Source organism: Micromonospora sp. WMMD961 (assembly GCF_029626145.1).
GTDB lineage: Bacteria > Actinomycetota > Actinomycetes > Mycobacteriales > Micromonosporaceae > Micromonospora.
Genome location: NZ_JARUBJ010000002.1, coordinates 3,663,807 through 3,687,342, shown reverse-complemented (window position 1 = coordinate 3,687,342; position 23,536 = coordinate 3,663,807). Strand labels below are relative to the sequence as shown.

The window sequence follows — 23,536 nt, the reverse complement described above, 5'->3', positions numbered from 1 at the left end:
CGCGTCCGTCAGGCTGCCGCCCGGTCGGCGAGCAGCGCCGCGAGCACGTCCAGGTCCACGCCGGTCAGGTTCTCCACCTGGTGTACGCCGACAGTGCTGGCGAGCGCCACCTCCGCCGGTACGGCCAGCACTGCCGCGCCCGAGGCGAGCGCGCTGGCCACGCCGGTCGGTGAGTCCTCGATCGCCACACACCGCTCGATCGGCACACCCAGTCGCCGGGCCGCGGTCAGGTAGGGCTCGGGGTGCGGCTTGGCCGCGACCACCTCGTCGCCGGCGACCACAGTGTCGAAGTTGTCCCGGCCGAGGGTGTCCAGGGCGATCTCGACGAGCGCCCGAGGGCTGGAGGTGACCAGCGCGGTGGGGATCTCCGCCGCGCGGACCGTGCGCAGCAGCTCGAACGCGCCGGGCCGCCAGGGCAGACCGGTGCGGAACAGCTCCAGGATCCGGGCGTTGATCCACGCCGCGCTGATCTCCGGATCCCGTTCGGGCTGCCCCAGGTCGTCGTGCAGGATGCGCATCGACTCGGCCATGGCGGTGCCGATGATCGACTGGCGGGCCTCGACGGAGAGGTCCCCGCCGTACTCCCGGGCCAGTTCCTGCAACGCGATGTCCCACAGCTTCTCGCTGTCGACCAACGTGCCGTCCATGTCGAAGAGCACGGCGGCGGGGTGGTGGCTGTTCAGCGGATCCTCCAGGGTCGTGGCCGACACGGGCGATCCTGCCAGGGGCCGCCACCGCCCACGGCCGCGATGGCCATTGACGTGATCCGGGCAACCCGCTCAGCCCAGGTCGCAGGCCGCCAGCGAGCGCTCGTAGCCGCGGAAGAACGATTCGGTGCGCTGCTCGGCGGTGCCGTGCGAACCCTCGGCGAACCACGGCTGGTCGGGGTCGTCGCCGACCGCCGCCAACCCTTCCCGGAACTCGTCCAGGTCACCGTCGGCCAGGGTCAGGGCACCGGAGCGCACCGAGTCGCCGAGGTACGCCCCGGCCATGCAGTCGGCCTGCAACTCCTGCTGGATGGTGAAGCTGTTGTTGATGCCGAGCCGCGCCTGGATGGCGTGCGCGTACTCGTGCCCGAGCAGGTAGAACACGAACGCGTCACCGACCTGGCGGAACGCCGCCACCGACCAGCGCACGTCGTACGCGATGAAGTCACCCTGAAAGCAGTAGACAGCGTTGTTTCGGGGCAACGGCTGACCGCCACAGGACACCTCGCCGGCTCGCTGGTACGGGGTGATCCGCCGCACCGGTTGGAACCGCTGGCCGGACGCCTTGAACTGGGCCGCCCAGTAGCGCTCGGCGACCGCCTGCGCGTCGGCGACGTCCTGCTCGAACTCGGCGACGCTGGTGGTGCTGTCGGCCCGGGTGGTGCTCGCATCCGGCGATGCCTGCGACTGCTGCGGCGCCTGCCGCTCGCCCTCCGGCTCGGCCAACCCGCCGCCCGCGCAGGCCAGCGACACCAGCGCGGCGGCCAGCAGGGCCGCCACCGGGCCTCGGGCGCCGCGTCCTGACCGTGCCCCCACTGTGCCTCCCAGACATCGGTGTTCACGCTGCGCTGTACCCCGACGACACGACCGTCACGCCCGTCACCGGATTCACGTGCGCGCCAGCCGAACGGTTCACCCTTCGCCCACCCCTTCCGCTGATCATGAAGTTGTTGTCACACGGCCGGCGTGTCGTGGCGACAACTTCATGATCGACCGATCAGGTGGGGTGGGTGTGTCCGGGGTGGGGGTGCTGCTTCGACGTTTCCTTCGAGGGCGTCGGAGGGTGCCCACGGACAGGATGGAGCAGCACCGTGAAGTACATGATTTTGCTCTACGGCTCACAGCAGGACTACGACGTGCTGTCCGGGCGGGCGACCGACCGGCCCGCCATGTCGGCCGAGCAGGTCGCGGCGATGCACAAGCACATGGAGACCTTCCACCAGGCGCTGGCCGAGTCCGGAGAACTGGTCGACGCCCAGGGCCTGAGCGAGCCGGTGCACGCCCGCCGGGTGCAGGTACGCGAGGGCGCGCCAGTGGTCACCGACGGCCCGTACCCGGAGACGCAGGAGGTCCTGGCCGGTTACACGATCGTGGAGTGCGCGAGCTTCGACCGGGCTACCGAGATCGCCGCCGGCCTGGTCGATCCGGACGCCCCGGGCGGTTACGTGGACGTGCGGCCGGTGCTCGACGGCATCGAGGACCTGGGCGGCTGACGGGTGCCCGACACACGGGTCGAGGACCTGCTGCGCGAGTTCGCGCCGCAGGTCCTCGGCGCGCTGGTACGCCGATTCGGGCACTTCGACACCGCCGAGGACGCCGTGCAGGAGGCGCTGATCGCGGCGGCCGGGGCCTGGCCGCGCGATGGCGTACCGGAGAACCCACGCGGCTGGCTGATCACCGTCGCGTCCCGCCGGCTGACCGACCTGCTGCGCCGGGAGCAGGCCCGGATGCGCCGCGAGGACACCGTGGCGCGGTGGGTGCTCCCGGAGCAGTGGCGCGCTCCGGCGGCTGATCGACCGCCGCCGGACGAGGACGACACGCTCATCCTGCTCTTCCTGTGTTGCCATCCGGCACTGTCGGCGGCGTCGCAGATCGCGCTCACGCTGCGCGCGGTGGGCGGGTTGACCACCGCCGAGGTGGCCCGCGCGTTCCTGGTCCCGGAGGCGACGATGACCCGGCGGATCAGCCGGGGCAAGCAACGGATCCGCGACAGCGGACTGCGGTTCGCGCCACCGACCGACGAGGAGCGGGCCGATCGGCTCGCCGCCGTGCTGCACGTGCTCTACCTGGTCTTCACCGAGGGGTACGCGCGCACCGCCGGCCCGGGTTTGCTGCGCGCCGACCTGACCGCCGAGGCGATCCGGCTGACCCGCCTGGTGCACCGGCTGCTGCCCGACGATCCCGAGGTCGCCGGGCTGCTCGCGTTGATGCTGCTCACCGACGCCCGCGCTCCGGCGCGGATCGGCCCGCACGGTGAGTTGGTGCCGATGGCCGAGCAGGACCGGACCCGGTGGCGGACCGACCAGATCGCCGAGGGGGTCGCCCTGCTCACCCACGCGCTGCCGCGCGGGGTGGTCGGGGCGTACCAGGTGCAGGCCGCCATCGCCGCCGTGCACGACGAGGCACCCAACACGCAGGACACCGACTGGGCGCAGATCACCGCGCTGTACGAGGTGCTGTTGGGCATCTCGGACAACCCGGTGGTGGCGCTCAACCACGCCGTGGCGGTGGCGATGAGTCGCGGCCCGTCGGACGGGTTGGCGCTGCTCGCCGATCTGACCGGCGACGCGCGGTTGGCCGACGACCCGCGACTGCCGGCCGCTCGCGCCCACCTGCTGGAGATGGTCGGTGACCGGGCCGCGGCGTTGCAGGCGTACCGGATGGCGGCGGCCCGGTCGACGAACCTGGCGCAGCAGCGCTACCTGAACGCCCGCGCGGAGCGTCTCGGCGACCCGCCGCCCACCGCCTGACCCGGCGGCCGGCGGGCGGCGGGCGGCGGGCGGCGGGCGGCGGGCGGCGGGCGGCGGGCGGCGGGCGGCGGGCGGCGGCGCACGTTACGGGCTGGCGGCAAGGAAGACGAAGGCGGCCATCAACACCAGGTGCACGCCACCCTGGAGCACGTTGGCCCGGCCGGGCACGACGGTGAGCACGGCGGTCACCGCGGTCAGCGCGAGCAGGGCGAGCTGGGTGCCGCCGAGGCCCAGCAGCAGCGGGCCGTCCAGCCAGATCGAGGCGATCGCGATGACCGGGATGGTCAGGCCGATGCTGGCCATCGCGGAGCCGAGCGCGAGGTTCAGGCTGATCTGCACGCGGTCGCGGCGGGCGGCGCGGGCGGCGGCCAGGGTCTCCGGCAGCAGCACCAGCAGGGCGATGATCACACCGACGAACGCGTGCGGAAGGTTCGCCGCCGCGACGCCGGCCTCGATGGTCGGCGAGACGGTCTTGGCATCGCCGACCACGGCGACCAGTGCCACCAGCAGCAAACCGAGGCTGACCAGCGCCGCGCGGGTGGTGGGCGGCTTGGCGTGCTCCTCGGCGTCGATGACCTGGCCCCGGCTGTCGACGGGCAGGAAGTAGTCGCGGTGCCGGCCGGTCTGCACGAGGACGAACAGCCCGTACAGCGCCAGCGAGGCGACGGCGGCGAAGGCGAGCTGGGCCGGGCTGAACTCCGGGCCGGGGCGGGACGTGGTGAAGGTCGGGATGACCAGACTCAGGGTGGCCAGGGTGATCACGGTGGCGAGGGCTCCGCCGGTGCCCTCCGGGTTGAACACCGCGACGCGACGGCGCAGGGCCCCGAGCAGCAGGGACAGGCCGAGTATTCCGTTACAGGTGATCATGACGGCGGCGAAGACGGTGTCCCGGGCGAGCGACTGGGTCTTCTCCGGCCCGCTGATCATCAGCGTGACGATGAGGGCGACCTCGATCACGGTGACCGCGACGGCGAGCACCAGTGACCCGTACGGCTCCCCCACCCGGTGGGCGACCACCTCCGCGTGGTGCACGGCCGCGAGCACCGCGCCACCGAGCAGCACCGCGACCACCACGATCACCGGCCCGGGCAGGTTCCTCCCCCAGGTGAGGACCAGCACCAGAACGGCGAGCACTGGCACGACGAAGGTCCAGTCGGTCATGCGGGAGCGAAGGGAGGCGGCCATGCCGTACAGCGTGCCAGGTCAAGTGATCATGTGCCCACCATCGACGCACCGGCATCCCAATACCTGTAACCTATGAGTTACGCTTTACCGGTGAACGAGGTGACCGTCGCGATCGCGGACCCGGTACGGCGGCACATCCTGACCATGCTGCGCGACGAACCCCGATCGGCCGGCGACATCGCCCAACGGTTCACGATCAGCCGGCCCGCCATCAGCCGCCACCTGCGGGTGCTGCGCGAGAGTGGGCTGGTCCGCGACGAACTGGTCGGCCGGCAACGGATCTACCGGCTCGACCCGGCCCCGCTCGCGCCGCTGGTCGGCTGGCTCGCCGCGCTCGCCGGCACCGACCGGTGGGAGCGGCATCTCGACGCGCTGGAGACCGAGGTCTACCGCACCCGCCGGGAGCGCCGCAGCCGCGGCCCGGCGGCCCACCGAAGGGAGAACACGGCATGACCCGCACACCCGCTGGACGCCTGTTTCGCACCGCCACCGGCCACGACCTCGTCCTCACCCGCACGTTCCGCGCCCCGGCAGGGGACGTCTGGGCCAGCCTTACCGAGCCGGAGCGCACGGCCCGCTGGTTCGGCCCCTGGGAGGGCGACGCGGCGCCCGGGCGGACCATCCGGGTCCAGATGGCGTACGAGGAGCAGCAGCCCTGGTGCGACGTCCAGATCGACGCCTGCGAACCACAGCGGCACCTCGCCGTGTCGATGATCGACAGTTACGGCACCTGGCTGTTGGAGCTGACGCTGACCGAGGCCGACGGCACCACCGAGCTGCGGTTCGTCCAGCACCTCGCCAGCGTGGAGGGCATCGCCGAGACGGGCGCCGGCTGGGAGTACTACCTGGACATGCTCGTCGCCTCCCGGGACGGCTCCCCCCGCCCCGACTTCGACGACTACCACCCGGCGATGCAGCCGTACTACCAGGACCTGGTTGCCACCGAGCGCGCCTAGCTCTCCTGCCGCAGCCTGGCAAACTCGGCGGTCAACGCGGGCAACGGGAAGTGCGCGTTCAGGCCGCTGGGGTTCGGCAGCACCCAGACCCGGGCCGCACCCAGCCGGTCCGGTTGCGGCCCCAGGCCGGCCCGGGGCCGGGCGAAGGCGATCCGGTACGCGGTCACCCCGAGGATGGCCACCCACCGCGGTCGGTACCGCTGCGCCTTCACCGCCAACCCGGTCACCCCGGCCACCAGTTCCGCCGACGTCAGCTCGTCGGCGCGGGCGGTGGCCCGGTTGCTCAGGCTGGTGATGCCCAGGCCCTGCCGCAGCAACTCGTCGTGCTCCCACGGGTGCAGTTGCCGATCGGTGAAGCCCGCACCGTGCAGGGCCGGCCAGAACCGGCTGCCCTTGCGGGCGAAGGGCAGCCCCACGGCGGCGGAGTAGAGGCCCGGGTTGAAGCCGCAGAACAGCACCCTCAGGTCGGGGCCGATCACGTCCGGCAGGCCCCGACCGGCAGCCGCCGCCACCTCCTGCCGCGTCGGCCGCCGAAACGGTCCCGCACGCTCCACGTCCACCCCACCGATCCTGCCCTACAACCGGAGTTTCGGGCCTCGCGCCCACCGTTGACGCCGCCGGCTACGCTGCGCGTGGTGAGCGCCGGACCTCGTCTCGCCCTGCCCTGGCGGATCCTCGTCGTGTCCGCCGGCGCCGTGCTGGTGTGGCTGTCCCTGAAGGCCCTACTGGGTCGCGACTACGACCGCACGACCCACGCCGTCGGGGCGATCCTCACCACGGCGCTCGTCGTACCCCTGGTGATTGTCGCCCGTCGCCTCCTGGACCGACGTCCGTGGGCCGGCCTCGGATTGCCGTCGCTACGCGAGGGCTGGCGGCGTCTGCTGCTCGGTATGGCCTGCTGGCTGGTCCCCGCCGGGGTGGGGTTCGCGCTCTGCCTCGGCCTCGGTTGGGTCGAGATCAGCGTGCGGACGTCCGTCGGGGACGTGTCGCGCGTGGCGGCGTTGCTGGTGGTGCTCGTCTTCCTCAAGGAGGCGCTGCCGGAGGAGCTGATCTTCCGAGGCTACCTGCAGCGCAACCTCGCCACCCGGTTGCCGGCATGGCAGGCCGCCGTGGGGCAGGCCGTGCTGTTCACACTGTTCGGGTTCCTCGTCGGGGCCGCCCGGTCCGTCGACCGGCTCGCGCTCTTCTTCGTCTTCGCGCTCCTGCTGGGCGCCTTCCGGACCGCGACCGGCGACATCTGGGCGGGCATCGGCTTCCACGTCGCCTTCCAGACTGTCGCGCAACTGTTCGGCGACGTGGGGTCGGTCTTCGACGTGGTCGGGTCCGACGTCCTGGGAGTCGTGGCGATGGGGGCCGTCCCGTTCTCGGTCAGCTGGATCGTCGTGCGACACCTCTACCGGCACCACCTGGACTGGCGGGCCGTCGCACCAGAGCTGGCACGGTGACCGGCTGAACCTCCGCGTTCGGCCCACCAACCGCGCCCTCGACCGCCAGGACGGGCCGACGGTGCTGGTGGGCCACTCCTGGGCCGGCACGGTCATCAGCGAGGCCGGCAACCACCCGAACGTCACCGCCCTGGTGTACGTCGCCGCCCGCGCCCCGGACGCCGGCGAGGACTACGCCGCCCTCGCGACGAAGTATCCGACGCCCCCGGCGAACGCCGGTCTCGTCCACCACGGCGGGTACGCACAGCTCGGCGAGGCGGCGTTCCTCGACGACTTCGCGGGCGGAGTCGACGAGGTCCGCGCCCGCTCGCTCTACGCCGTGCAGGGACCGATCGCCGACGGCCTCTTCATGGGCCGCACGACTGTCGCCGCCTGGCGGGACAAGCCCTGCTACTACTCGGTCTCCACCCAGGACCGCACCGCGGCACCCGAGTTGGAACGGTTCCTGGCCGAGCGGATGAACGCGACCACGACCGAGGTCGAGTCCTCCCACCTCGCCATGGTCACCCACCCGGAGACGATCGCCGGCCTCATCATCATGGCCACCAGAGGCGCGGACAGTGCCGCACCGTCCGGCCAGGAATGATCGGGCCGGGAGGGCATTACCACCGACCGCCGCTATGGAGCTGATGTCGTAAACGATTCGGCCGCCAGCGGGGCCAGCCCTCTCCAGGACCAAACCGAGGTACGGCCAGCGCCCCGCCGAGAGACCACTGCCTGGCGTCACCGACACGTGGCCGTGATGCCACAAACGATTCAGCTCCAAAGACATCCCACCGATACACCTGCGGGCCGCCGGGGGACACTCGTCGGCGACGGGATCGAACACGTCCACGCACCCGGGGCCACTTCCGACGTCACCGACTCGTCCTGCCGAACGGCCGGCCGTTGCCGCGCCGGACCGTCGTGACCGGGCGCGGCGTCGCAATACCCACCTCGGGCGGTCGACGCCGACGGGCGTGGGCTTGACGGGGCGCAGACATCGGAGGTTTACTGCGTCAGCGATAGAAGTCGATGAGCTCCGATCGTCCACTGTGGGCGGCAGACTCCTCGGCGGTGCGATCGCGATTGGTCGACGCCGGTGCGCCAGCCGTCTCCTGGCACTGTCGGTAGCGACGCGATGCTCCCCCCTCGGCGGGCGGGGAGCACCGGCACGGCAACCCGCACGGCGCAGCGTCGCGCACACCCCCTGCGGGACGACTCCACCGGCATGGCACCACCCCGCAGCATCTCAGCCGAGCATCGGCGGCCCGGCTCCGTACCACCGCCATCGCGGCCTCGGCGAGCTCGCACGCCCACGTGACGTGCGCGCCAGGGTCGACGCTCAGCAGAGGAGCACCCCCATGCGTTCCCGTTCCCGCCTGTTGGCACTCGTCACCGGCCTGGCCGTGATGCTGACCAGCTTGGCAATCCTCACGACACCGGCCTCGGCGGCACCGCTGACCAAGGTCCTGGTGTTCAGCAAGACCGCGGGCTTCCGCCACTCGTCCATCCCGAACGGCATCGCCGCGATCCAGCAGCTCGGCTCGGCCAACGGCTTCACCGTGACCGCCACCGAGGACGCCAACCAGTTCACCACCTCCAACCTGGCCCAGTACCAGGCGGTGGTCTTCCTGTCCACGACCGGCGACGTCCTCAACTCCAGCCAGCAGACGGCCTTCGAGTCGTACATCGCCGCCGGCGGCGGATACGTCGGCGTGCACGCCGCCGCCGACACCGAGTACAACTGGCCGTGGTACGGCCAACTGGTCGGCGCGTACTTCGACTCGCACCCGGCGATCCAGACCGCCACCGTGCGGATCGAGGACCAGACCAACCCGTCGACGGCCCACCTCGGTGCGACCTGGGTGCGCTCCGACGAGTGGTACAACTACCGCACCAACCCCCGGTCGAGCGCGCGGGTACTGGCCAACCTCGACGAGTCGTCCTACAGCGGCGGCAACATGAGCGGCGACCACCCGATCACCTGGTGCAAGGCGTACGGCGGTGGGCGGGCCTGGTACACGGGTCTGGGCCACACCGAGGCGTCGTACACCGACCCGAACTTCACCCGGATGCTGCTCGGCGGCCTCCAGGTCGCCGCGGGTTCGGTGACCGCCGACTGCTCGCCGCGGACGACCACCCCGCCGCCCACCACCCCGCCGCCCACCACCAGCGGCTCCACCCTGAAGGCCCGGGCCAACAACCAGTTCGTGAGCGCACCCAACTCCACCACCGCGCTGATCGCCAACAAGTCCTCCGCCGGCACCAGCGAGCGGTTCGACCTGGTCAACCTCGCCAACGGCAACGTGGCGCTGCGCGCCAAGAGCAACGGGCAGTACGTCGCGGCCGAGAACGCCGGTGCCGCCGCGCTGATCGCCAACCGCGCCTCCGCCGGCGCCTGGGAGACGTTCCAGCTGGTGCGCAACTCCGACGGCACGGTGAGCCTGCGCGCCACCGTGAACAACCGTTACGTCGCCGCCGACAACGCGGGCGCCTCGCCGTTGATCGCCAACCGGACCGCCATCGGCCAGTGGGAGAAGTTCGACCTCGTCACGAACTGACCGCGCCACGGCTCACTCGTCACCACCCCCTCGGCCGTGGTGCGTCCCCGCACGCCCGGCCCCCGATCGTCGAGGAAGGACGATCATGCTCTCGAAATCCCGGCGCTGGTCCCGGGCCCTCGTCGCGGCAGTCACCGCCGCCGCGAGCGTGACCCTGGCCGTGGCCGCACCGTCGACCGCGCAGGCGGCGGTCATCCCCGCCTCCGACTACCAGCAGGTCAAACTCGCCACCGGCTCGGCCGAGCTGGGTGAGGCCATGTCCCTGGCCGTCCTGCCCAACCGCTCGGTCCTGCACACCGCCCGCAACGGCGTCCTGCGGGTCACCGACGTGGCCGGCAACACCAAGACATCCGGCACCCTGTCGGTCTACACGCACGACGAGGAGGGGTTGCAGGGCGTCGCCGTCGACCCCAACTTCGCCACCAACCGGTGGATCTACCTGTACTACTCGCCCACGTTGAGCACCCCGTCCGGGGACGCCCCGACCACCGGCTCGCAGTCGGACTGGGACCGGTGGAAGGGGCACCTGCGGCTGTCCCGGTTCACCCTCAACTCCGACGACACGCTCAACCTGGGCAGCGAGAAGATCGTGCTCCAGGTCGCCAACGACCGTGGGCAGTGCTGTCACGTCGGCGGTGACCTGGACTTCGACGCCGCCGGGAACCTGTACCTGACCACCGGCGACGACACCAACCCGTTCGAGTCGTCCGGCTACTCGCCGCTGGACGAGCGGACCAACCGCAACCCGCAGTTCGACGCCCAGCGCACCGCGGGCAACACCAACGACCTGCGCGGCAAGCTGCTGCGGATCAAGCCGCAGGCGGACGGCACGTACACCATCCCGTCGGGCAACCTGTTCGCGCCCGGCACGGCCAACACCCGTCCGGAGATCTACGCGATGGGTCTGCGCAACCCGTTCCGGATGAGCGTCGACAAGGCCACCGGTGTCGTCTACCTCGGCGACTACGGCCCGGACGCCGGGTCCACGAACTCCAGCCGGGGCCCCCAGGGTCAGGTGGAGTTCAACCGCATCACGGCGCCGGGCAACTACGGCTGGCCGTACTGCACCGGCACCAACACCAGCACCGAAACATACAATGAATACACCTTCCCGTCCGGGCCGTCGCAGTCGAAGTACAACTGCACGGGCGGGCCGACCAACAACTCGTTCCGCAACACCGGGCTCGGCACGCTGCCCGCGGCGAAGCCGGCCTGGATCAAGTACGCCGGCGACTCCGGGTCACCGTCGGAGTTCGGCAGCGGCTCCGAGTCGCCGATGGGCGGCCCGGTCTACCGGTACGACGCGTCGCTGAACTCCAGCATCAAGTTCCCGCAGTCGCTCAACGGCCAGTTCTTCGCCGGCGAGTACGGCCGCCGCTGGATCAAGGCGATCGCTGTCAACTCCGACGGCTCGCGCGGGGAGATCTCCAACTTCCCGTGGTCCGGCACGCAGGTCATGGACATGGCCTTCGGCCCGGACGGGGCGCTCTACGTGCTGGACTACGGCACCGGGTCGAACAACCAGGCGCTGTTCCGGATCGAGTACATCGGTGGCGGCAACCGCAGCCCCATCGCGGTCGCCTCGGCCAATCCCACCTCGGGGGCCAACCCGCTGACGGTCAACTTCTCGTCGGCCGGTAGCTCCGACCCCGAAGGTGGGGCGCTGAGCTACCTGTGGACGTTCGGCGACGGCACGACGTCGACGGCGGCGAACCCCACCAAGACGTACACCACGAACGGCACGTACTCCCCCACGTTGAAGGTCACCGACCCGGCCGGCCTGTCCGGTACGGCGAGCCTGGTCGTCACCGTCGGCAACACGGCCCCGACGGTGACGCTCACCTCGCCCGCCGACGGGCAGCTGTTCAACTTCGGTGACACGGTGTCGTACCAGATCAGTGTGAGCGACCCGCAGGACGGCACTGTCGACTGTTCCAAGGTGAGCCTGACCTACGCGCTGGGCCACGACAGCCACGCGCACCAGATCACCTCGAAGACCGGGTGCAGCGGCTCGATCACCGTCCCGACCGACGGGGAGCACGACTCGGCGGCCAACATCTACGGAGTCTTCGACGCCGCGTACACCGACAACGGTGGCCTCACCACGCACAGCATCAAGACGCTGCAGCCGAAGCACCGCCAGGGCGAGCACTTCAGCGCTCAGTCCGGTGTCCAGGCGACCGACCACACCAGCGCCGAGGGTGGCCGCACGGCCGGATTCATCGAGAACAACGACTGGATCTCGTACCAGCCGTACAACCTGGCCAACGCCAACCGCTTCACCGTCCGGGCGTCGTCGGCCGGCGCCGGCGGCACCATCGAGGTCCGGGCCGGATCGGCCACCGGCACCCTGCTGGGCACCGTGACGGTGCCGGTGACCGGGAACTGGGAGACCTTCACCGAGGTGTCCGGCGCGATCAGCAACCCGCCCACCGCGTCGACCACGCTGTACCTGGTGTTCAAAGGTGGGTCCGGCTACCTGTTCGACGTCGACGCGTTCACCTTCACCACGGGCACCACCACCACCCCCTCCGGGGGAATCAGCCTCCGGGCTCAGGTCAACAACCAGTACGTGTCGGCGGTGGGCACCAGCGCGCTGATCGCCAACAAGGCCAGCATCGGGACCACTGAACAGTTCGACCGGGTGGACGCCGGCAACGGCACCATCGCCCTGCGGTCACGCGCCAACGGGCTGTACGTCTGCGCCGAGAACGCGGGTGCGGAGCCGTTGATCGCCAACCGTACGACGGTCGGGGCGTGGGAGACGTTCCAGCTCATCACCAACTCGGATGGGACGGTGAGTCTGCGCGCCACGGTCAACAACCAGATCGTGGCCGCCGAGAACGCCGGAGCGGGATCGCTGATCGCGAACCGTACGTCGGTCGGCTCGTGGGAGAGATTCATCCTGACGAACAACTGACGAGCGGTGGGCCCGGTCCGTCACGGGCCGGGCCCACCGAGCCCGTCGGCCTTGGCCGTGGGGGTGGCTAGATCGGGAAGCGGCCGTGCCGCCAGTGCCAGTGCCGACCCGCCATGAGGTGATCGACGATCGCGCGTTGGAGCACGGTGCGGCGGGGCAACTGGTCCAGCGGGGTGCTCAGGGTGCGGAACACGAAACGCAGCACCTCGACGTCGGCGTCCGGACCGTCCTTCTCCTCGTAGGGAGCCAGCTCGAACATCTGCTGGAACCGGACGATGTTGGAACCTTCGGGTAGGTATTCCCGCAACTGCGGGTCGAGAAGCCACGAACCGCAGGAGAACGCGGTGTAGGGCTCGTCCGGAAAGTGCCGCGCGAAGAACACCCGCGCGTCGTCCAGCGACGCCGTGACCAACTCGGGGGTCAGCGGCCCCGTGTCGGGGACGTGCAGGCTGATGGCCGCGTCGCCGCGGTGGTGTTGCAGCCGGCCCAGCTCGTAGACGCTGCCGCGCACGTGCAGCGTCAACCACGCCTGCATGACCGGCCAACCCTCACCGCGCATCCGCCGGTCGATCGCGAGGTTGCGGCCGAGGTCCGCGAGGCTCACCCACGACACGTCGTCGGGGACGTCGTGGTCGCGGTGGTATCCCCGGGCGACGTCGACCAGGGCCAGGTACGCGTACACGTAGAGGTGCCGCCAGGCGGGACCCCGGTCGCGGGGCAGCTCCGGACCGGGCACCAGCCAGCCGTGGCCGCCGAGGTCGGCATGTTGCAGGGCGATCGACCGGTCGAGCAGCCAGCGCAGCTCCGGCGTCCACAGTGGCGACGCCGGGTCGGGCCAGCCCGCCATGATCTCGGCGGCGGCGTCCGGCCGCACCGCGAGCCGATCGAGCAGCGCGGGAGCGTCGGCCTTGGCGGGCAGCGGAACCGACTGTCGATCGCCGGCGAGCTGCGCGACGCGCTCGACCTCCTCGACGGGGACTCCGAGCCGAGCGGCGGTGTCGTGCAGGTCCACCTGGCTGACCCTACCGGCGGGACGGTCGGCGGTCTGCCCGCAGGATGGTCTCAGGAGTCTGCGGGCACCCCGGCGTCGAGTTGCCCGATCATCGGCGCCAGGAGGTCGTTGAGGTTCCGGGCCAGCACCACGACCGCCCGACGCGCGGCGGCGGCGACGCCGTCGTCCGGTCCGTCGGGTGTCGGCGGCAGGTCGTCGAGCGGAAGCGGCGCGCGTCCACCTGGAGCAGGGCGCGAAGATGCGGGCTACGCGTCTGGTCCTGATCGGTGGGTGTGGTGAACTGGCCGAACAGCTGCGGCCAGTCCCGCCAGCCGCGGTCGCGTTGCCACTGCTTGGTCCAGGTCAGCTCGGCGGGCCAGCCGGAGACCACCGTGACCGCGCAGACCATGCTGCCGTCCCACGGGCTGCGGGCGCAGGTCGCCGAGATGATCCGCCGGTGCCAGCGAACGAAGCCCGGTGACAGCGCGGTGGCCACCTGCCAGGCCGTCGCCGCGAACGAGACCGGCGCGAAGTCACCCCAGGTCTCGTCGAACTCGCCGATCCGACGGAGCACCTCCGCCTCGTACCGGCCGCGTCCGTCGGTGCCGTGCTCACGGTCGAACTGCTCATCCAGCCAGAAGGCGCGCGGTTCCGGCATTCTCGTCCCCGTTTCCCGACGATGGTGTTCAGCACGTCGAACCTATGCCATCGGGGGGCGCGTGGTGCCCTCGCCGCGACTACCCCACGAGAACGCAGAACGGGTGACCGGCCGGGTCGGCGTACACGCGTAGCGGCTCGTCGGGATCCTCGATGCGGTCGTAGCGCAGTCGGCCACCGAGGCGCAGGACGCGCTCGTGCTGGACCAGCAACTCCGCGACGGACTCCACGGTGAGGTCCAGGTGCAGTTGCTGAGGCACGTCGTTCTGTGGCCAGGTCGTCTCCGGCAGGTGATCCACCTGCTGAAACGCGAGCTGTGTGCTGCCGTCGTTGGACCTCAGCACCAGCCAGTCACGACCACGCTCGTCGTCCTGACCGGCCGTTGGTGGCTCGTCGCCGGGCCGGTAGACGTAGCCGAGCAGGTGTCGGTAGAACTCGGCCAGCACCCGCGCGTCGGTGCCGTCCAGCACCACCGAACCCAATTGGGGCACGCTCTCCTGATCGCCCATGCTCGATCACCTCCGGGTGCCCATTCTCGCCGTACCGCACCGTGGACGCACCTCGCGCCGTCGCATCCGCACCGACGGTTTCGCAGTCAGGCACCCGTCACTGAACGTATACGGCGCGACCAGTGGTGGCCGTGGGTTGACAACCATGCTGCTCCAGAGTGGACGATGTGGTGTGCGGATTCTGGTGATGGGTGGCAGCGGCCTGATCGGCGCTCACGTGGTGAAGGTGCTGCGTGCGCGCGGCCATGCCACGACCTCGGTGGCGCGTACCGCCCATCCGGAAGTCGACCACCTGCTCGACGTGGGGTCCGCCTCGATCGACGACCTTCGGTCGTTGCTCGCCGGTCACGACGGCGTCGTGCACGCCACCCGGACCGACGAGCAACGGCCGCTGCCCAAGCCGATCTACCCGCAGTTCCGCCGCGACAACGTCGACCCGGTGGTACGCCTGTTCACCGCCGCCCGCGCCGAGGGCCTCACCCGTGGGGTCATCATGGGCTCGTACTACACCTACTTCGACAGGTTGCATCCGCAGTGGCGGCTGACCGATCGGCACACGTACATCCGCTGCCGCCTGGAGCAGGCCCGGCGGGGACGGGCGGCGGCCGGCCCGGATCTGCCGGTCGCCGTCCTCGAACTGCCCTTCGTCTTCGGTCGGGCCGGCGACCGGCTGCCGAACTGGGCCGGCCCGCTGGACCGGTGGGCGCGCTCACGTACACCTCTGGTGGCGCCGACCGGCGGAAGCGCCGCGGCCTCGGCGCGCAGCGTGGCGGAGGTCGCGGCCGACGCCCTGGAGCAGGCCAGCGGCGCGGACATCCCGGTCGCCGACGAGAACCTCACCTGGCACGACATGCTCGCGCGCATCGCCGAGGCGGTCGGTCGACGCCGCCGGATCACCCGACTGCCGGCCGGCGCGGCAAGAACCGCCCTGCGACTCGGCGGCGCGTTGCAGACCGTCGGTCGCAAGGAGTCCGGGGTCAACCCCAGCCACCTCGCCGACCTCCTGCTCGCCGAACTTTTCATCGAGCCGACAACCGGCCGATCGCTGGACTCCGCGCTGCGCGAGACCTTCCCGGCCTAGCTCGGTCGCGCGAGGTACGCGGTCTTGACGTCGGGCGCGAACCCGCAGGCGCGGTAGAAGGCGTGTGTCGCGGGGGTACGCGAGCCCGTCATCAGCATCGCCTTGTAGCAGCCCGCGTCCCAGGCGGCCTGGAGCGTGCCGGCCATGATCTGCCGACCCAGACCGGTGCCCCGCCGGGACTCCTCGACGACGACGTTCTCGACGACGGCGTACGGCGACGCCGACCGGCTGAGGTTGGGGACGACGTTGAGGTACGTCGTGGCGACGACCACCCCGTCCAGGTCGAGGACGAACAGAGTGAGTCCGGGGGTGTCCAGGATCCGCTGGTACGCCGCCAGGTCCGCGCCGTCGTCCAGCACCGGATCGTCCGGGTTCAACTGCCGGTAGAGGTGGATGATCTGCGCGAAGTCGTCGGGCCCTGCCGCACGGAACATGCCCTGAGCGTAGCGACGGCGGCGGGCAGGCGCTGCCCGCGCACCGCCCGGCCGAGGGGTCGCGCGCACCGTCAGGGAGGTAGTGGTGTCCTCCGCTCGTGCGGCCCCTACATCCCTGTGGCGTCCGCCAGACCACGGGAGGGCCGTCAGCGACGTTCCTGGGCCAGCCCGACGACGATGCCCTCGGGGCCGCGGACGTAGCAGAGCAGGAAGATGTCCTCGTACCTCTCCACCGTTCTCGACACCTCACCGCGCGCGTGCCGTCCGCGTCGATCATGGAGTTGTGGTGCCCGGAACCTGGTGAACAGCGGCTTTCATCACCCACCACAACTCCATGATCGGCCAGAGAGGGTCAGGGTAATGCGGCGCTGCTGGGCCAGGTACTCGGCCAGCCGCGGATCGACCCGGAGCCGAATCTCCCGGTTTCCCCTGCCCCCGCTCTCCCCGGTCTTCACCACCGTCAACGACTCGACCGATTCCCAGGGCAGTCGCGTCGCGAACCCGCGCAGGCGGAACGTCAGCCCGTCGGCGTCCGCCTCGATCGACAGCGCACCTGCCGGTGGACGGACCATTCGGCGTCGTACCGGCCCCCGCCACGATCAGGAGGGCGACGGGAACCGGCACGCGAGCCGGGGCCGGTCCGTCGGCAGTCCACTGGGGACGACGACGGACCGGCTTCAGCGGATGTCGGTAGTGGTCCAGCGCGGGGACGCGGTGGTGACCGGGACGGTCTCACCGACCAGCGTGGTCAGCGCCTGAGCGTCACGTCGCGCGCTGGTGCCGACCCAGAGTTCGACGTCGCCGGCCTCCACGACGCGGGTGAACGTGCGGTCGGAGAAGGCCAGCCGGGTGGTGGGGACCGTCAGCTCGACCGTGATGGACTGGCCCGGTTCCAGGTGGACCCGCCGGTAGCCGAGCAGCTGCGACACCGGCCGGGTGACCGAGGCGACCAGGTCGCGACCGTAGAGCTGGATCACGTCGTCGCCGGCGACCGTGCCGGTGTTGGTCACCCGCACGGTCACCGCTATCGCTCCGTCGGTGGTCACGGTGGCCGGCACGGCGAGATCGCTGTACGCGAACGTCGTGTAGGACAGGCCGTGACCGAACGGCGCCACCGGCGTCGCCGGCAGGTTGGTCACCTCGTTGCCAGTGCCGAGGGTGGGGTGCAGGTAGGAGTACGGCTGCGCGCCGGCCGACCCGGGCAGGGTGACCGGAAGCCTGCCCGACGGGTTGACCCGCCCGGAGAGCACTCCCGCGATCGCCCCGGCGCCTTCCTCTCCCGGGAAGAACGCCTGCACCACCGCGGCGCAGCGCGAGAGCGCCCAGCCGATTGCGTACGGCCGGCCGGTGAGCAGCACGAGGACGACCGGTGTCCCGGTTGCCAGCACCGCCTCGACCAGTTCGCGCTGGACGCCGGGCAACTCCAGGTCGTCCCGGTCGCAGCCCTCGCCGACCGTGCCGCGCCCGAAGAGGCCGGCGTGGTCGCCGACGACCAGGACGGCGATGTCCGCGCCGCTCGCCGTGGCGACCGCCTCGTCGAAGCCGGAGCGGTCATCGGTGTCCACGTCGCAGCCGTGTGCCCAGGTGACGAGGTCGTCGCCGAACTCGACGCGCACGGCGTCGAGCACTGTCGGCACCTCGATGCCGGTCTCCACGCCAGGGTGCTGGACGAGGACGTGGTTGAGGAACGAGTAGCACCCGAAGAGCGCGCCCTGCCGGTCGGCGTTCGGGCCGATGAGGGCGACCCGTCGACCCGCCGGCAGCGGCAGCGCGTCCCGGTTGGCGACCAGCACGATCGATTCCTCGGCGAGCCGGCGGGCGATCGACCGGTGCTCGGGCGAGTCGAGGTCGATCGCCTGGGGCGGCTCGTCGTCGAAGGTCGCGTCGAGCAGGCCCAGGTCCTGCTTCTGACGCAGCACCCGCAGGACCGCGCGGTCGATGAGCGCCTCGTCGACAGCGCCCGCCCGCACCGACTGCCGCAGGGTCAGGTAGGCGTCGCCGGTGGGCAGTTCGACGTCGACACCGGCCGTCAATGCCTGCCCGGCCGCCTCCGCGTGGTCGCCCGCCACGTGGTGCAGCAGGTTCAGGAACGCGACCCCGTAGTAGTCGGCCACCACCGTGCCGTCGAAGCCCCACCGGTCTCGCAGGATGCCGGTCAGCATCGTCGGGTCGGCGGCGACGGGCACCCCGTCGATCTCGGTGTACGAGTGCATGACACTGCGCGCGTCGCCGTCGATGAGCGCCATCTCGAACGGGAGGAGCAGCACGTCGGCCAGTTCCCGCTGGCCGATGTGGACCGGGCCGAAGTTGCGCCCGGCGCGCGAGGCGGAGTAGCCGGCGAAGTGCTTGAGGGTGGCGTGTACTCCCTGCGACTGCAGGCCGCGCACGTACGACGTGCCGATGGTGCCGACCAGGTACGGGTCTTCGGCGATGCACTCGTCCACCCGACCCCACCGAGGGTCGCGGATCACGTCGAGCACCGGGGAGAGCCCCTGGTGGATGCCCAGGGCCCGCATCGAGGCGCCGATCGCCTCGGCCATCTCGGTGACCAGTTCGGGGTTGAACGCGGCACCCCAGGCCAGTGGGGTGGGGAAGGTCGCAGCCTTCCATGCCGACAGCCCGGTGAGGCACTCCTCGTGGACGATCGCCGGGATACCGAGCCGGGTCCCGGTGACCAGATCCCGCTGGAACTTCCACAGCCACGACGCGCGTTGCGCCGCGTCCACCGGGCGGGTGCCGTACGCGCGGGTGAGGTGGCCGAGCCCGTGCCGGGAGAAGTCCTCGAGTTTGACGGCGTCGCCGAACTCCCCCTGCAGCGGCGCGACCGCCTCGCCGTCCTCCTTCTCCCAGAAACCGACGAGCTGGGCGACCTTCTCATCGATCGTCATTCGCTCGAGGAGATCGCGTAGCCGTGCCCCGCCGTCGTGCCCGTCCGACCGGCCGTGGTTCGGGCCCGCCTGAGCCGGCGCCGGCCCCTCCACCACCGCGTGGACCTCACTCATGCTGTGCCTTCCTCTGGTTGCGCTCGTGCCGCTGTTGCTCAGCCCTTGACCGCGCCTTGCAGGCCACCGACGATCTGCTTCTCCGCGAGCGTGAAGAAGAGCAGTGCCGGCAGCATTGCCAGCGAGGTGAAGGCGAGGACGCCCGCCGTGTCGGTGGAGTACTGGCTGGAGAAGTTCTGCACGCCCAGCGGCAGGGTGTGCAGGTCGACGTCGCTGAGGACGAGCAGCGGCAGCAGGAACGAGTTCCAGCTCGCCACGAACGCCAGGACGCCGACGGTGACGAGCGCGGGCCGCGACAGCGGCATCGCGACGCGCCAGAGGAAACCGAGCCGACTCGCGCCGTCGATCGAGGCGGCGTCCTCCAGTTCCCTCGGGATCGCCGAGAGGAAGGGACGCAGGATCACGATCGTCAGTGGCAGTGAGAAGGCGACCTGCGGGAGGATCACCGCGTAGTAGGAGTTGATCAGGTTCAGGTCGCGCAGCATGAGGTAGAGCGGCAGGATCGCCGCCCCTGCCGGAAACAGCAGGCCGAGTGTGAAGAAGGTGTAGAGCCCCTCCCGCCCGCGGAAGGTGTAGCGGGCGAGCACGAACGCGGCGGCCAGGCCGAGCACGACGACGGCGAGCGTGGTGCCGAGGGCGATGACCGCGCTGTTGAAGGCCTGCTGCCAGAAGTTGCTCTGGGTCAGCACCCGGGCGTAGTTGTCCCACACCAACGGGTCGGGCAGGCCGGCCGGGTCCGCGACGATCTGCGGGGTGGTGCGGAAACCGCCGATCACCACGTAGATGACCGGGGCGATCGACACGGCCGCGACCGCGAGCGCGATCGCGTAGGTGAGCGGCGTACCCCAGGAGACCTGACGGCGCCCGGTGGACGCGGGCACAACGGTGTTCACGGCCATCGTCACTTCGCCCTTCCGGTGATGGCGCCATCGATGTCACGGCGCAGCAGGAACCGCTGGAACAGCAGCGCCGCCACGAAGGAGATGACGAACAGGATTACCGCCACGGCGTTGCCGTAGCCCCACAGCCGGGCAAAGAACCCGTTGTCCACCATGTAGGTCGCCATGGTGGCCGACGCGCCGAGGGACCGCACCGCGGGCACCGACGTCACCCAGATCATGTCGAAGATCTGCAGTGAACCGATCATGGACAGGAACATCCAGATCCGGATCGTCGGGCCGAGAAGCGGGATCGTGACGTGCCGTTGGATCTGCCACCAGCTCGCGCCGTCGATGGCCGCCGCCTCGGTCAACTCGTCGGGCACGTTCGACAGCCCGGCGAGCAGCAGGATGATGGCGAAGCCGACGTACTTCCAGGTGAGGACGGCCAGCAGGGTCCAGATGACCAGGTCCAGGTCCGCGAGCCAGGCCTGCACCAGACTGCCCAGTCCCACTGCCTGCAGCAACGCGTCGACGGTGCCGCCGCCGGTCAGCAGCAGCTTCCACATGATGCCGACGGTGACCTCGGCGAGCACGTACGGCACGAACACCAGCAGGCGGAACACGGAGCGCCCACGGAAACGACGGTTGAGCAGCAGGGCGATGCCCAGGGCGATCGGGCCCTGGATCAGTAGCGACCCGAACACGATGATGGCGTTGTTGCGCAACGCGTCGAGGAAGATCGGATCCTGGAAGGCGAGGGTGTAGTTCCGCAGGCCGACGAACTCGGTGGGGGGCCCGACACCGCGCCACCGGAACAGGCTGTAGTAGACCGCGAAGCCCATCGGCACCAGCACGAACATCACGTACACGGCGACGGCCGGCGTGGTGAGCCCGACGATCTCGTACCACTTGCGGCGGGTCGCGGCTCGGCGGGCGGACGCGCGTCCGGCCTCGTGGGGGCCCGCCGGCGACGCGGAGGCGTCGCCGGCGGACGTACGGATCTGGTTGACGGAGGTCACTTGCTTGCGGCCGCCTTCATCGCCGAGACGACCTTCTCAGGCGTCCCGTTGCCGGCGAAGATGGCGACGACAGCGTCGTTCATCGCGGTGCCGACGGTGCTGCCGTACGCCGTGTCCAGCCAGAGCTGGACGTAGCTCGCGGCGGCGGTGGCGTCCGAGATGGACTTCAGCGCGGGGTCCTTCACGCCGACCTCGGCGCCCTTGGCGACAGGCAGGCCCGTGCCGGTCTCGGCGTAGCCCTTCTGCACCTCGGGGCTCACGATGTACTTGAGGAACTCGACGCACTCGGCCGGGGCGTTCTTGGCGCAGGAGAACCCGTCGCCACCGCCGAGGGCCGCCTTCGGGTCACCCGGGGAACCGGAGATCGCCGGCACCGGGAACCAGCCGAGGAACGACGCGAGCTTCGCCTTGTCCGTGGCGATGGTGTCCAGCGTGCCGCGGTTCCAGTCGCCCATGAGCTCCATCGCGGCCTTGCCGTTGGCGAGCATGCCGTTGGCGCTGGTCGGGTCGTTCTGGCCGGGTGTGGCGATGAAGTTGGGCTGGAACGGCTTGGTGTCGATGAAGGCCTTCAGGTCCTGGCCGGCCTTGAGGAAGCACGGATCGTCGAAGGTCTTGTCCTTCGCCGCCTTCTTCAGGGTGTCGACAGAGCAGGCACGCAGCGCCATGTTGTACCACCAGTGCGCGGCCGGCCACTTGTCACCGGCGCCCACCGCGATCGGGACGACGTTGATCGCCTTGAGCTTGGTGACCGCCGTGTTGAGTTCTTCGAAGGTGGTCGGCGGTGCCGCGATGCCCGCCTGCGCGAACATCTCCTTGTTGTACCAGATGCCCTCGATGCCCATCCGGAACGGCAGACCGTACTGCTTGCCGTTCACCTGCCAGATCTCCGCGGGGCTGCCGATGTTGCCGACCTCGGTCTTGGTCTGGTCGGTGATCTCCTTGAGGTAGTCGGCCTCCACCTGCTCTTCCATCTCGCCGCCGCCCCAGGTCATGAAGATGTCCGGCGGGTCGCTGCTCAGCAGCGCGGCGGGGATCCGCGTGCGCTGGAGCTGGTTGGTCTCGATCGCCTCGATCTCGATCTTGACGGTGGGGTGAAGCGCGGAGAAGTCCTTGGCGACCTTCTCCCAGTAGGTCTTGCCGGGCCCGTCCTGCGAGGCGTTGTGCCACCAGGTCAGGGTCACCGGGTCCTTGTACAGCTCGCCCTGAGGGGCCGCCTCCTCGCCGCCGCCGCTGCACCCGGCGGTAGCGAGAACACCTGTCATCAGCAGTGCCATAACGGCACCGGCACGCCGCTTCATTGCCATCGATGTCTCCTCGACTAGTCAGTCGCGGTACTCGGCTTTGCGGCGAAGTTTTACAGTCATGTAACTTGATGTCAATCGGTATCGATAACGTTTTCGAATCGCTGGCGACGCTCCCCCGGGACGAGCCCTATCATCATCGACGTGGTGTTTCAGCAGCGCGTCAAGATGTCGGATGTGGCACGTACCGCCGGCGTCTCGGTCGCGACAGTATCGAAGGTTGTCAACGGTCGCTACGGCGTGGCCCAAGCGACCGTCGAGCGCGTCCAGCAGGTCATCCACGAGCTCGGCTACGAGGCCAGCCTGGGGGCGCAGAGCCTGCGCAGCCACCGCACCAACGTGCTCGGCATGCTGGTCGCCGAGTTCGAGCCGTTCTCGACCGAGTTGCTGAAGGGGGCGTCCCAGGAGATCGCCGGCAGCGGATACCAACTACTGGCCTACTCCAGCGGCGACGGCGAGGGCGCCGCCGTCGGATGGGAAAGGCGCTCGCTCGCCCGCCTCTCCGGCACGCTCATCGACGGGGCGGTGATCGTCACGCCCACCGTGGTCGAGACCGAACACAGCTTCCACGTCGTGGCCGTCGACCCGCACACCGGCCCGTCCGACCTACCCACCGTCGATTCGGACAACTTCGCCGGCGCCGTGCTGGCGACCAACTACCTGCTGTCCCTCGGCCACCGGCGGATCGGGCACATCAGTGGACGGGCCGACCTGAAGTCGGCGCAGCTGCGCGAGGCCGGCTTCCGCAGTGCGATGGCCGAGGCCGGCGTGCCGGTGGACGAGCAGCTCGTCCGCGTCGGCGGATTCCGGGTCGAGAGCGCCGCCGGCACCGCCGCCGAACTCCTCGCCCTCACCGACCGGCCGAGCGCGATCTTCGCCGGTAACGACCTCTCCGCGATCTCCACGATGACCGTGGCCCGCGACATGGGCCTCTCGGTGCCCGACGACCTGTCGGTGATCGGCTTCGACAACGTGCCGGAGTCGGCGCTGGTCAACCCACCGCTGACGACCATCATGCAGCCACTGCAACGGATGGGCGCCGAGTCGTTGCGCCTGCTCATCGACCTCATCGCCGGCGTCGAACGCGACACCCACATCCGGCTACCCACCGAACTCGTCATCCGCTCGTCCTGCCGCCCACACCACTGACGCCGC

Annotated in this window: 22 protein-coding genes and 1 pseudogene; 10 read left to right on the top strand and 13 right to left on the bottom strand. The window is 70.4% G+C overall.

Going from position 1 to position 23,536, the window contains the following annotated elements; genetic code table 11:
* Nucleotides 1–8: 8 nt before the first annotated feature.
* Together O7614_RS16730 and O7614_RS16725 are read right to left on the bottom strand one after the other, a co-directional pair.
* Nucleotides 9–659: an HAD family phosphatase gene (locus tag O7614_RS16730; RefSeq protein ID WP_278142283.1), complete on the bottom strand. Its 651-nt coding sequence runs from the start codon at nt 657–659 to the stop codon at nt 9–11.
* Nucleotides 660–779: 120 nt separating this feature from the next.
* Nucleotides 780–1,523, bottom strand: a complete 744-nt coding sequence (locus O7614_RS16725) for a neutral zinc metallopeptidase (protein ID WP_278139387.1) — start codon at nt 1,521–1,523, stop codon at nt 780–782.
* A gap of 284 nt (nt 1,524–1,807) precedes the next feature.
* On the opposite strand from O7614_RS16725, the gene O7614_RS16720 reads away from it, so the two are divergent.
* Complete coding sequence (locus tag O7614_RS16720) at nt 1,808–2,200, top strand: YciI family protein (protein ID WP_278142282.1); 393 nt, start codon at nt 1,808–1,810, stop codon at nt 2,198–2,200.
* Nucleotides 2,201–2,203: 3 nt separating this feature from the next.
* The gene (locus O7614_RS16715; RefSeq protein WP_278139386.1) at nt 2,204–3,457 is read left to right on the top strand and encodes a DUF6596 domain-containing protein; all 1,254 of its coding nucleotides are present in this window, start codon (nt 2,204–2,206) and stop codon (nt 3,455–3,457) included.
* An 84-nt stretch (nt 3,458–3,541) separates the two neighbouring features.
* Here O7614_RS16715 and O7614_RS16710 read toward each other — a convergent pair whose 3' ends face one another.
* Entirely contained in the window at nt 3,542–4,642 is a 1,101-nt protein-coding gene (locus O7614_RS16710) for an ionic transporter y4hA (RefSeq protein ID WP_278139385.1), read from the bottom strand.
* Between the two features lie 90 nt (nt 4,643–4,732).
* Here O7614_RS16710 and O7614_RS16705 point away from each other — a divergent pair, with 90 nt between their 5' ends.
* Nucleotides 4,733–5,095 carry a metalloregulator ArsR/SmtB family transcription factor gene (locus O7614_RS16705; RefSeq protein WP_278139384.1) on the top strand — a complete coding sequence of 121 codons (363 nt, stop codon included), beginning with the start codon at nt 4,733–4,735 and terminating at the stop codon, nt 5,093–5,095.
* Nucleotides 5,092–5,598 (top strand): SRPBCC family protein, encoded by a 507-nt coding sequence (locus O7614_RS16700; RefSeq protein ID WP_278139383.1) that lies wholly within the window; start codon nt 5,092–5,094, stop codon nt 5,596–5,598. The genes O7614_RS16705 and O7614_RS16700 overlap by 4 nt, the downstream gene beginning before the upstream one ends.
* Here the strand turns inward: O7614_RS16700 and mug are convergent.
* A complete protein-coding gene (gene mug, locus O7614_RS16695) occupies nt 5,595–6,158 on the bottom strand; it encodes a G/U mismatch-specific DNA glycosylase (RefSeq protein ID WP_278139382.1) in 564 nt (187 codons plus the stop codon). The genes O7614_RS16700 and mug overlap by 4 nt on opposite strands.
* A 75-nt stretch (nt 6,159–6,233) precedes the next feature.
* Here mug and O7614_RS16690 point away from each other — a divergent pair, with 75 nt between their 5' ends.
* From O7614_RS16690 to O7614_RS16670, 4 genes and pseudogenes are all read left to right on the top strand, one after another.
* Nucleotides 6,234–7,043 carry a type II CAAX endopeptidase family protein gene (locus O7614_RS16690; protein WP_278139381.1) on the top strand — a complete coding sequence of 270 codons (810 nt, stop codon included), beginning with the start codon at nt 6,234–6,236 and terminating at the stop codon, nt 7,041–7,043.
* A 4-nt stretch (nt 7,044–7,047) separates the two neighbouring features.
* The gene (locus O7614_RS16685) at nt 7,048–7,629 is read left to right on the top strand and encodes an alpha/beta hydrolase (RefSeq protein ID WP_278142281.1); all 582 of its coding nucleotides are present in this window, start codon (nt 7,048–7,050) and stop codon (nt 7,627–7,629) included.
* A gap of 805 nt (nt 7,630–8,434) precedes the next feature.
* A pseudogene (locus O7614_RS16680) lies at nt 8,435–9,154 on the top strand (ThuA domain-containing protein); the annotation flags it as partial.
* Between the two features lie 517 nt (nt 9,155–9,671).
* On the top strand, nt 9,672–12,506 hold the full coding sequence (locus O7614_RS16670; RefSeq protein WP_278139380.1) for a PQQ-dependent sugar dehydrogenase: 2,835 nt from the start codon (nt 9,672–9,674) through the stop codon (nt 12,504–12,506).
* A gap of 67 nt (nt 12,507–12,573) precedes the next feature.
* Here O7614_RS16670 and O7614_RS16665 read toward each other — a convergent pair whose 3' ends face one another.
* The 3 genes from O7614_RS16665 to O7614_RS16655 all read right to left on the bottom strand — a co-directional run bounded on the left by O7614_RS16665 (nt 12,574) and on the right by O7614_RS16655 (nt 14,663).
* A complete protein-coding gene (locus O7614_RS16665; RefSeq protein WP_278139379.1) occupies nt 12,574–13,518 on the bottom strand; it encodes an acyltransferase domain-containing protein in 945 nt (314 codons plus the stop codon).
* An 88-nt stretch (nt 13,519–13,606) separates the two neighbouring features.
* Nucleotides 13,607–14,155 (bottom strand): hypothetical protein, encoded by a 549-nt coding sequence (locus O7614_RS16660; RefSeq protein ID WP_278139378.1) that lies wholly within the window; start codon nt 14,153–14,155, stop codon nt 13,607–13,609.
* A gap of 79 nt (nt 14,156–14,234) precedes the next feature.
* Nucleotides 14,235–14,663 carry a VOC family protein gene (locus O7614_RS16655; protein ID WP_278139377.1) on the bottom strand — a complete coding sequence of 143 codons (429 nt, stop codon included), beginning with the start codon at nt 14,661–14,663 and terminating at the stop codon, nt 14,235–14,237.
* Nucleotides 14,664–14,835: 172 nt separating this feature from the next.
* Here O7614_RS16655 and O7614_RS16650 point away from each other — a divergent pair, with 172 nt between their 5' ends.
* Nucleotides 14,836–15,744 carry an NAD-dependent epimerase/dehydratase family protein gene (locus O7614_RS16650; RefSeq protein WP_278139376.1) on the top strand — a complete coding sequence of 303 codons (909 nt, stop codon included), beginning with the start codon at nt 14,836–14,838 and terminating at the stop codon, nt 15,742–15,744.
* Here the strand turns inward: O7614_RS16650 and O7614_RS16645 are convergent.
* From O7614_RS16645 to O7614_RS16620, 6 genes are all read right to left on the bottom strand, one after another.
* Nucleotides 15,741–16,178: a GNAT family N-acetyltransferase gene (locus O7614_RS16645; protein ID WP_278139375.1), complete on the bottom strand. Its 438-nt coding sequence runs from the start codon at nt 16,176–16,178 to the stop codon at nt 15,741–15,743. The two genes, O7614_RS16650 and O7614_RS16645, sit on opposite strands and share 4 nt — an antisense overlap.
* A gap of 317 nt (nt 16,179–16,495) precedes the next feature.
* Nucleotides 16,496–16,750 (bottom strand): hypothetical protein, encoded by a 255-nt coding sequence (locus O7614_RS16640; protein ID WP_278139374.1) that lies wholly within the window; start codon nt 16,748–16,750, stop codon nt 16,496–16,498.
* Between the two features lie 105 nt (nt 16,751–16,855).
* Nucleotides 16,856–19,066, bottom strand: a complete 2,211-nt coding sequence (locus tag O7614_RS16635) for a glycoside hydrolase family 3 N-terminal domain-containing protein (RefSeq protein ID WP_278139373.1) — start codon at nt 19,064–19,066, stop codon at nt 16,856–16,858.
* A 152-nt stretch (nt 19,067–19,218) separates the two neighbouring features.
* The gene (locus O7614_RS16630; protein WP_278139372.1) at nt 19,219–20,085 is read right to left on the bottom strand and encodes a carbohydrate ABC transporter permease; all 867 of its coding nucleotides are present in this window, start codon (nt 20,083–20,085) and stop codon (nt 19,219–19,221) included.
* The gene (locus O7614_RS16625; protein WP_278139371.1) at nt 20,082–21,080 is read right to left on the bottom strand and encodes a sugar ABC transporter permease; all 999 of its coding nucleotides are present in this window, start codon (nt 21,078–21,080) and stop codon (nt 20,082–20,084) included. The genes O7614_RS16630 and O7614_RS16625 overlap by 4 nt, the downstream gene beginning before the upstream one ends.
* On the bottom strand, nt 21,077–22,384 hold the full coding sequence (locus O7614_RS16620) for an extracellular solute-binding protein (protein WP_278139370.1): 1,308 nt from the start codon (nt 22,382–22,384) through the stop codon (nt 21,077–21,079). The genes O7614_RS16625 and O7614_RS16620 overlap by 4 nt, the downstream gene beginning before the upstream one ends.
* Before the next feature lie 141 nt (nt 22,385–22,525).
* Between O7614_RS16620 and O7614_RS16615 the strand changes: the two genes are divergently transcribed.
* Nucleotides 22,526–23,530 (top strand): LacI family DNA-binding transcriptional regulator, encoded by a 1,005-nt coding sequence (locus O7614_RS16615; RefSeq protein WP_278139369.1) that lies wholly within the window; start codon nt 22,526–22,528, stop codon nt 23,528–23,530.
* Nucleotides 23,531–23,536: the final 6 nt, after the last annotated feature.

Bases quoted from the DNA above. Each gene is read 5' to 3' on its own strand.
- O7614_RS16720 (WP_278142282.1), top strand. From the start codon at position 1,808: ATGATTTTGCTCTACGGCTCACAGCAGGACTACGACGTGCTGTCCGGG.
- O7614_RS16710 (WP_278139385.1), bottom strand. From the start codon at position 4,642: ATGGCCGCCTCCCTTCGCTCCCGCATGACCGACTGGACCTTCGTCGTG.
- O7614_RS16700 (WP_278139383.1), top strand. From the start codon at position 5,092: ATGACCCGCACACCCGCTGGACGCCTGTTTCGCACCGCCACCGGCCAC.
- O7614_RS16670 (WP_278139380.1), top strand. From the start codon at position 9,672: ATGCTCTCGAAATCCCGGCGCTGGTCCCGGGCCCTCGTCGCGGCAGTC.
- O7614_RS16660 (WP_278139378.1), bottom strand. From the start codon at position 14,155: ATGCCGGAACCGCGCGCCTTCTGGCTGGATGAGCAGTTCGACCGTGAG.
- O7614_RS16655 (WP_278139377.1), bottom strand. From the start codon at position 14,663: ATGGGCGATCAGGAGAGCGTGCCCCAATTGGGTTCGGTGGTGCTGGAC.
- O7614_RS16645 (WP_278139375.1), bottom strand. From the start codon at position 16,178: ATGTTCCGTGCGGCAGGGCCCGACGACTTCGCGCAGATCATCCACCTC.
- O7614_RS16640 (WP_278139374.1), bottom strand. From the start codon at position 16,750: ATGGTCCGTCCACCGGCAGGTGCGCTGTCGATCGAGGCGGACGCCGAC.
- O7614_RS16635 (WP_278139373.1), bottom strand. From the start codon at position 19,066: ATGACGATCGATGAGAAGGTCGCCCAGCTCGTCGGTTTCTGGGAGAAG.
- O7614_RS16620 (WP_278139370.1), bottom strand. From the start codon at position 22,384: ATGGCAATGAAGCGGCGTGCCGGTGCCGTTATGGCACTGCTGATGACA.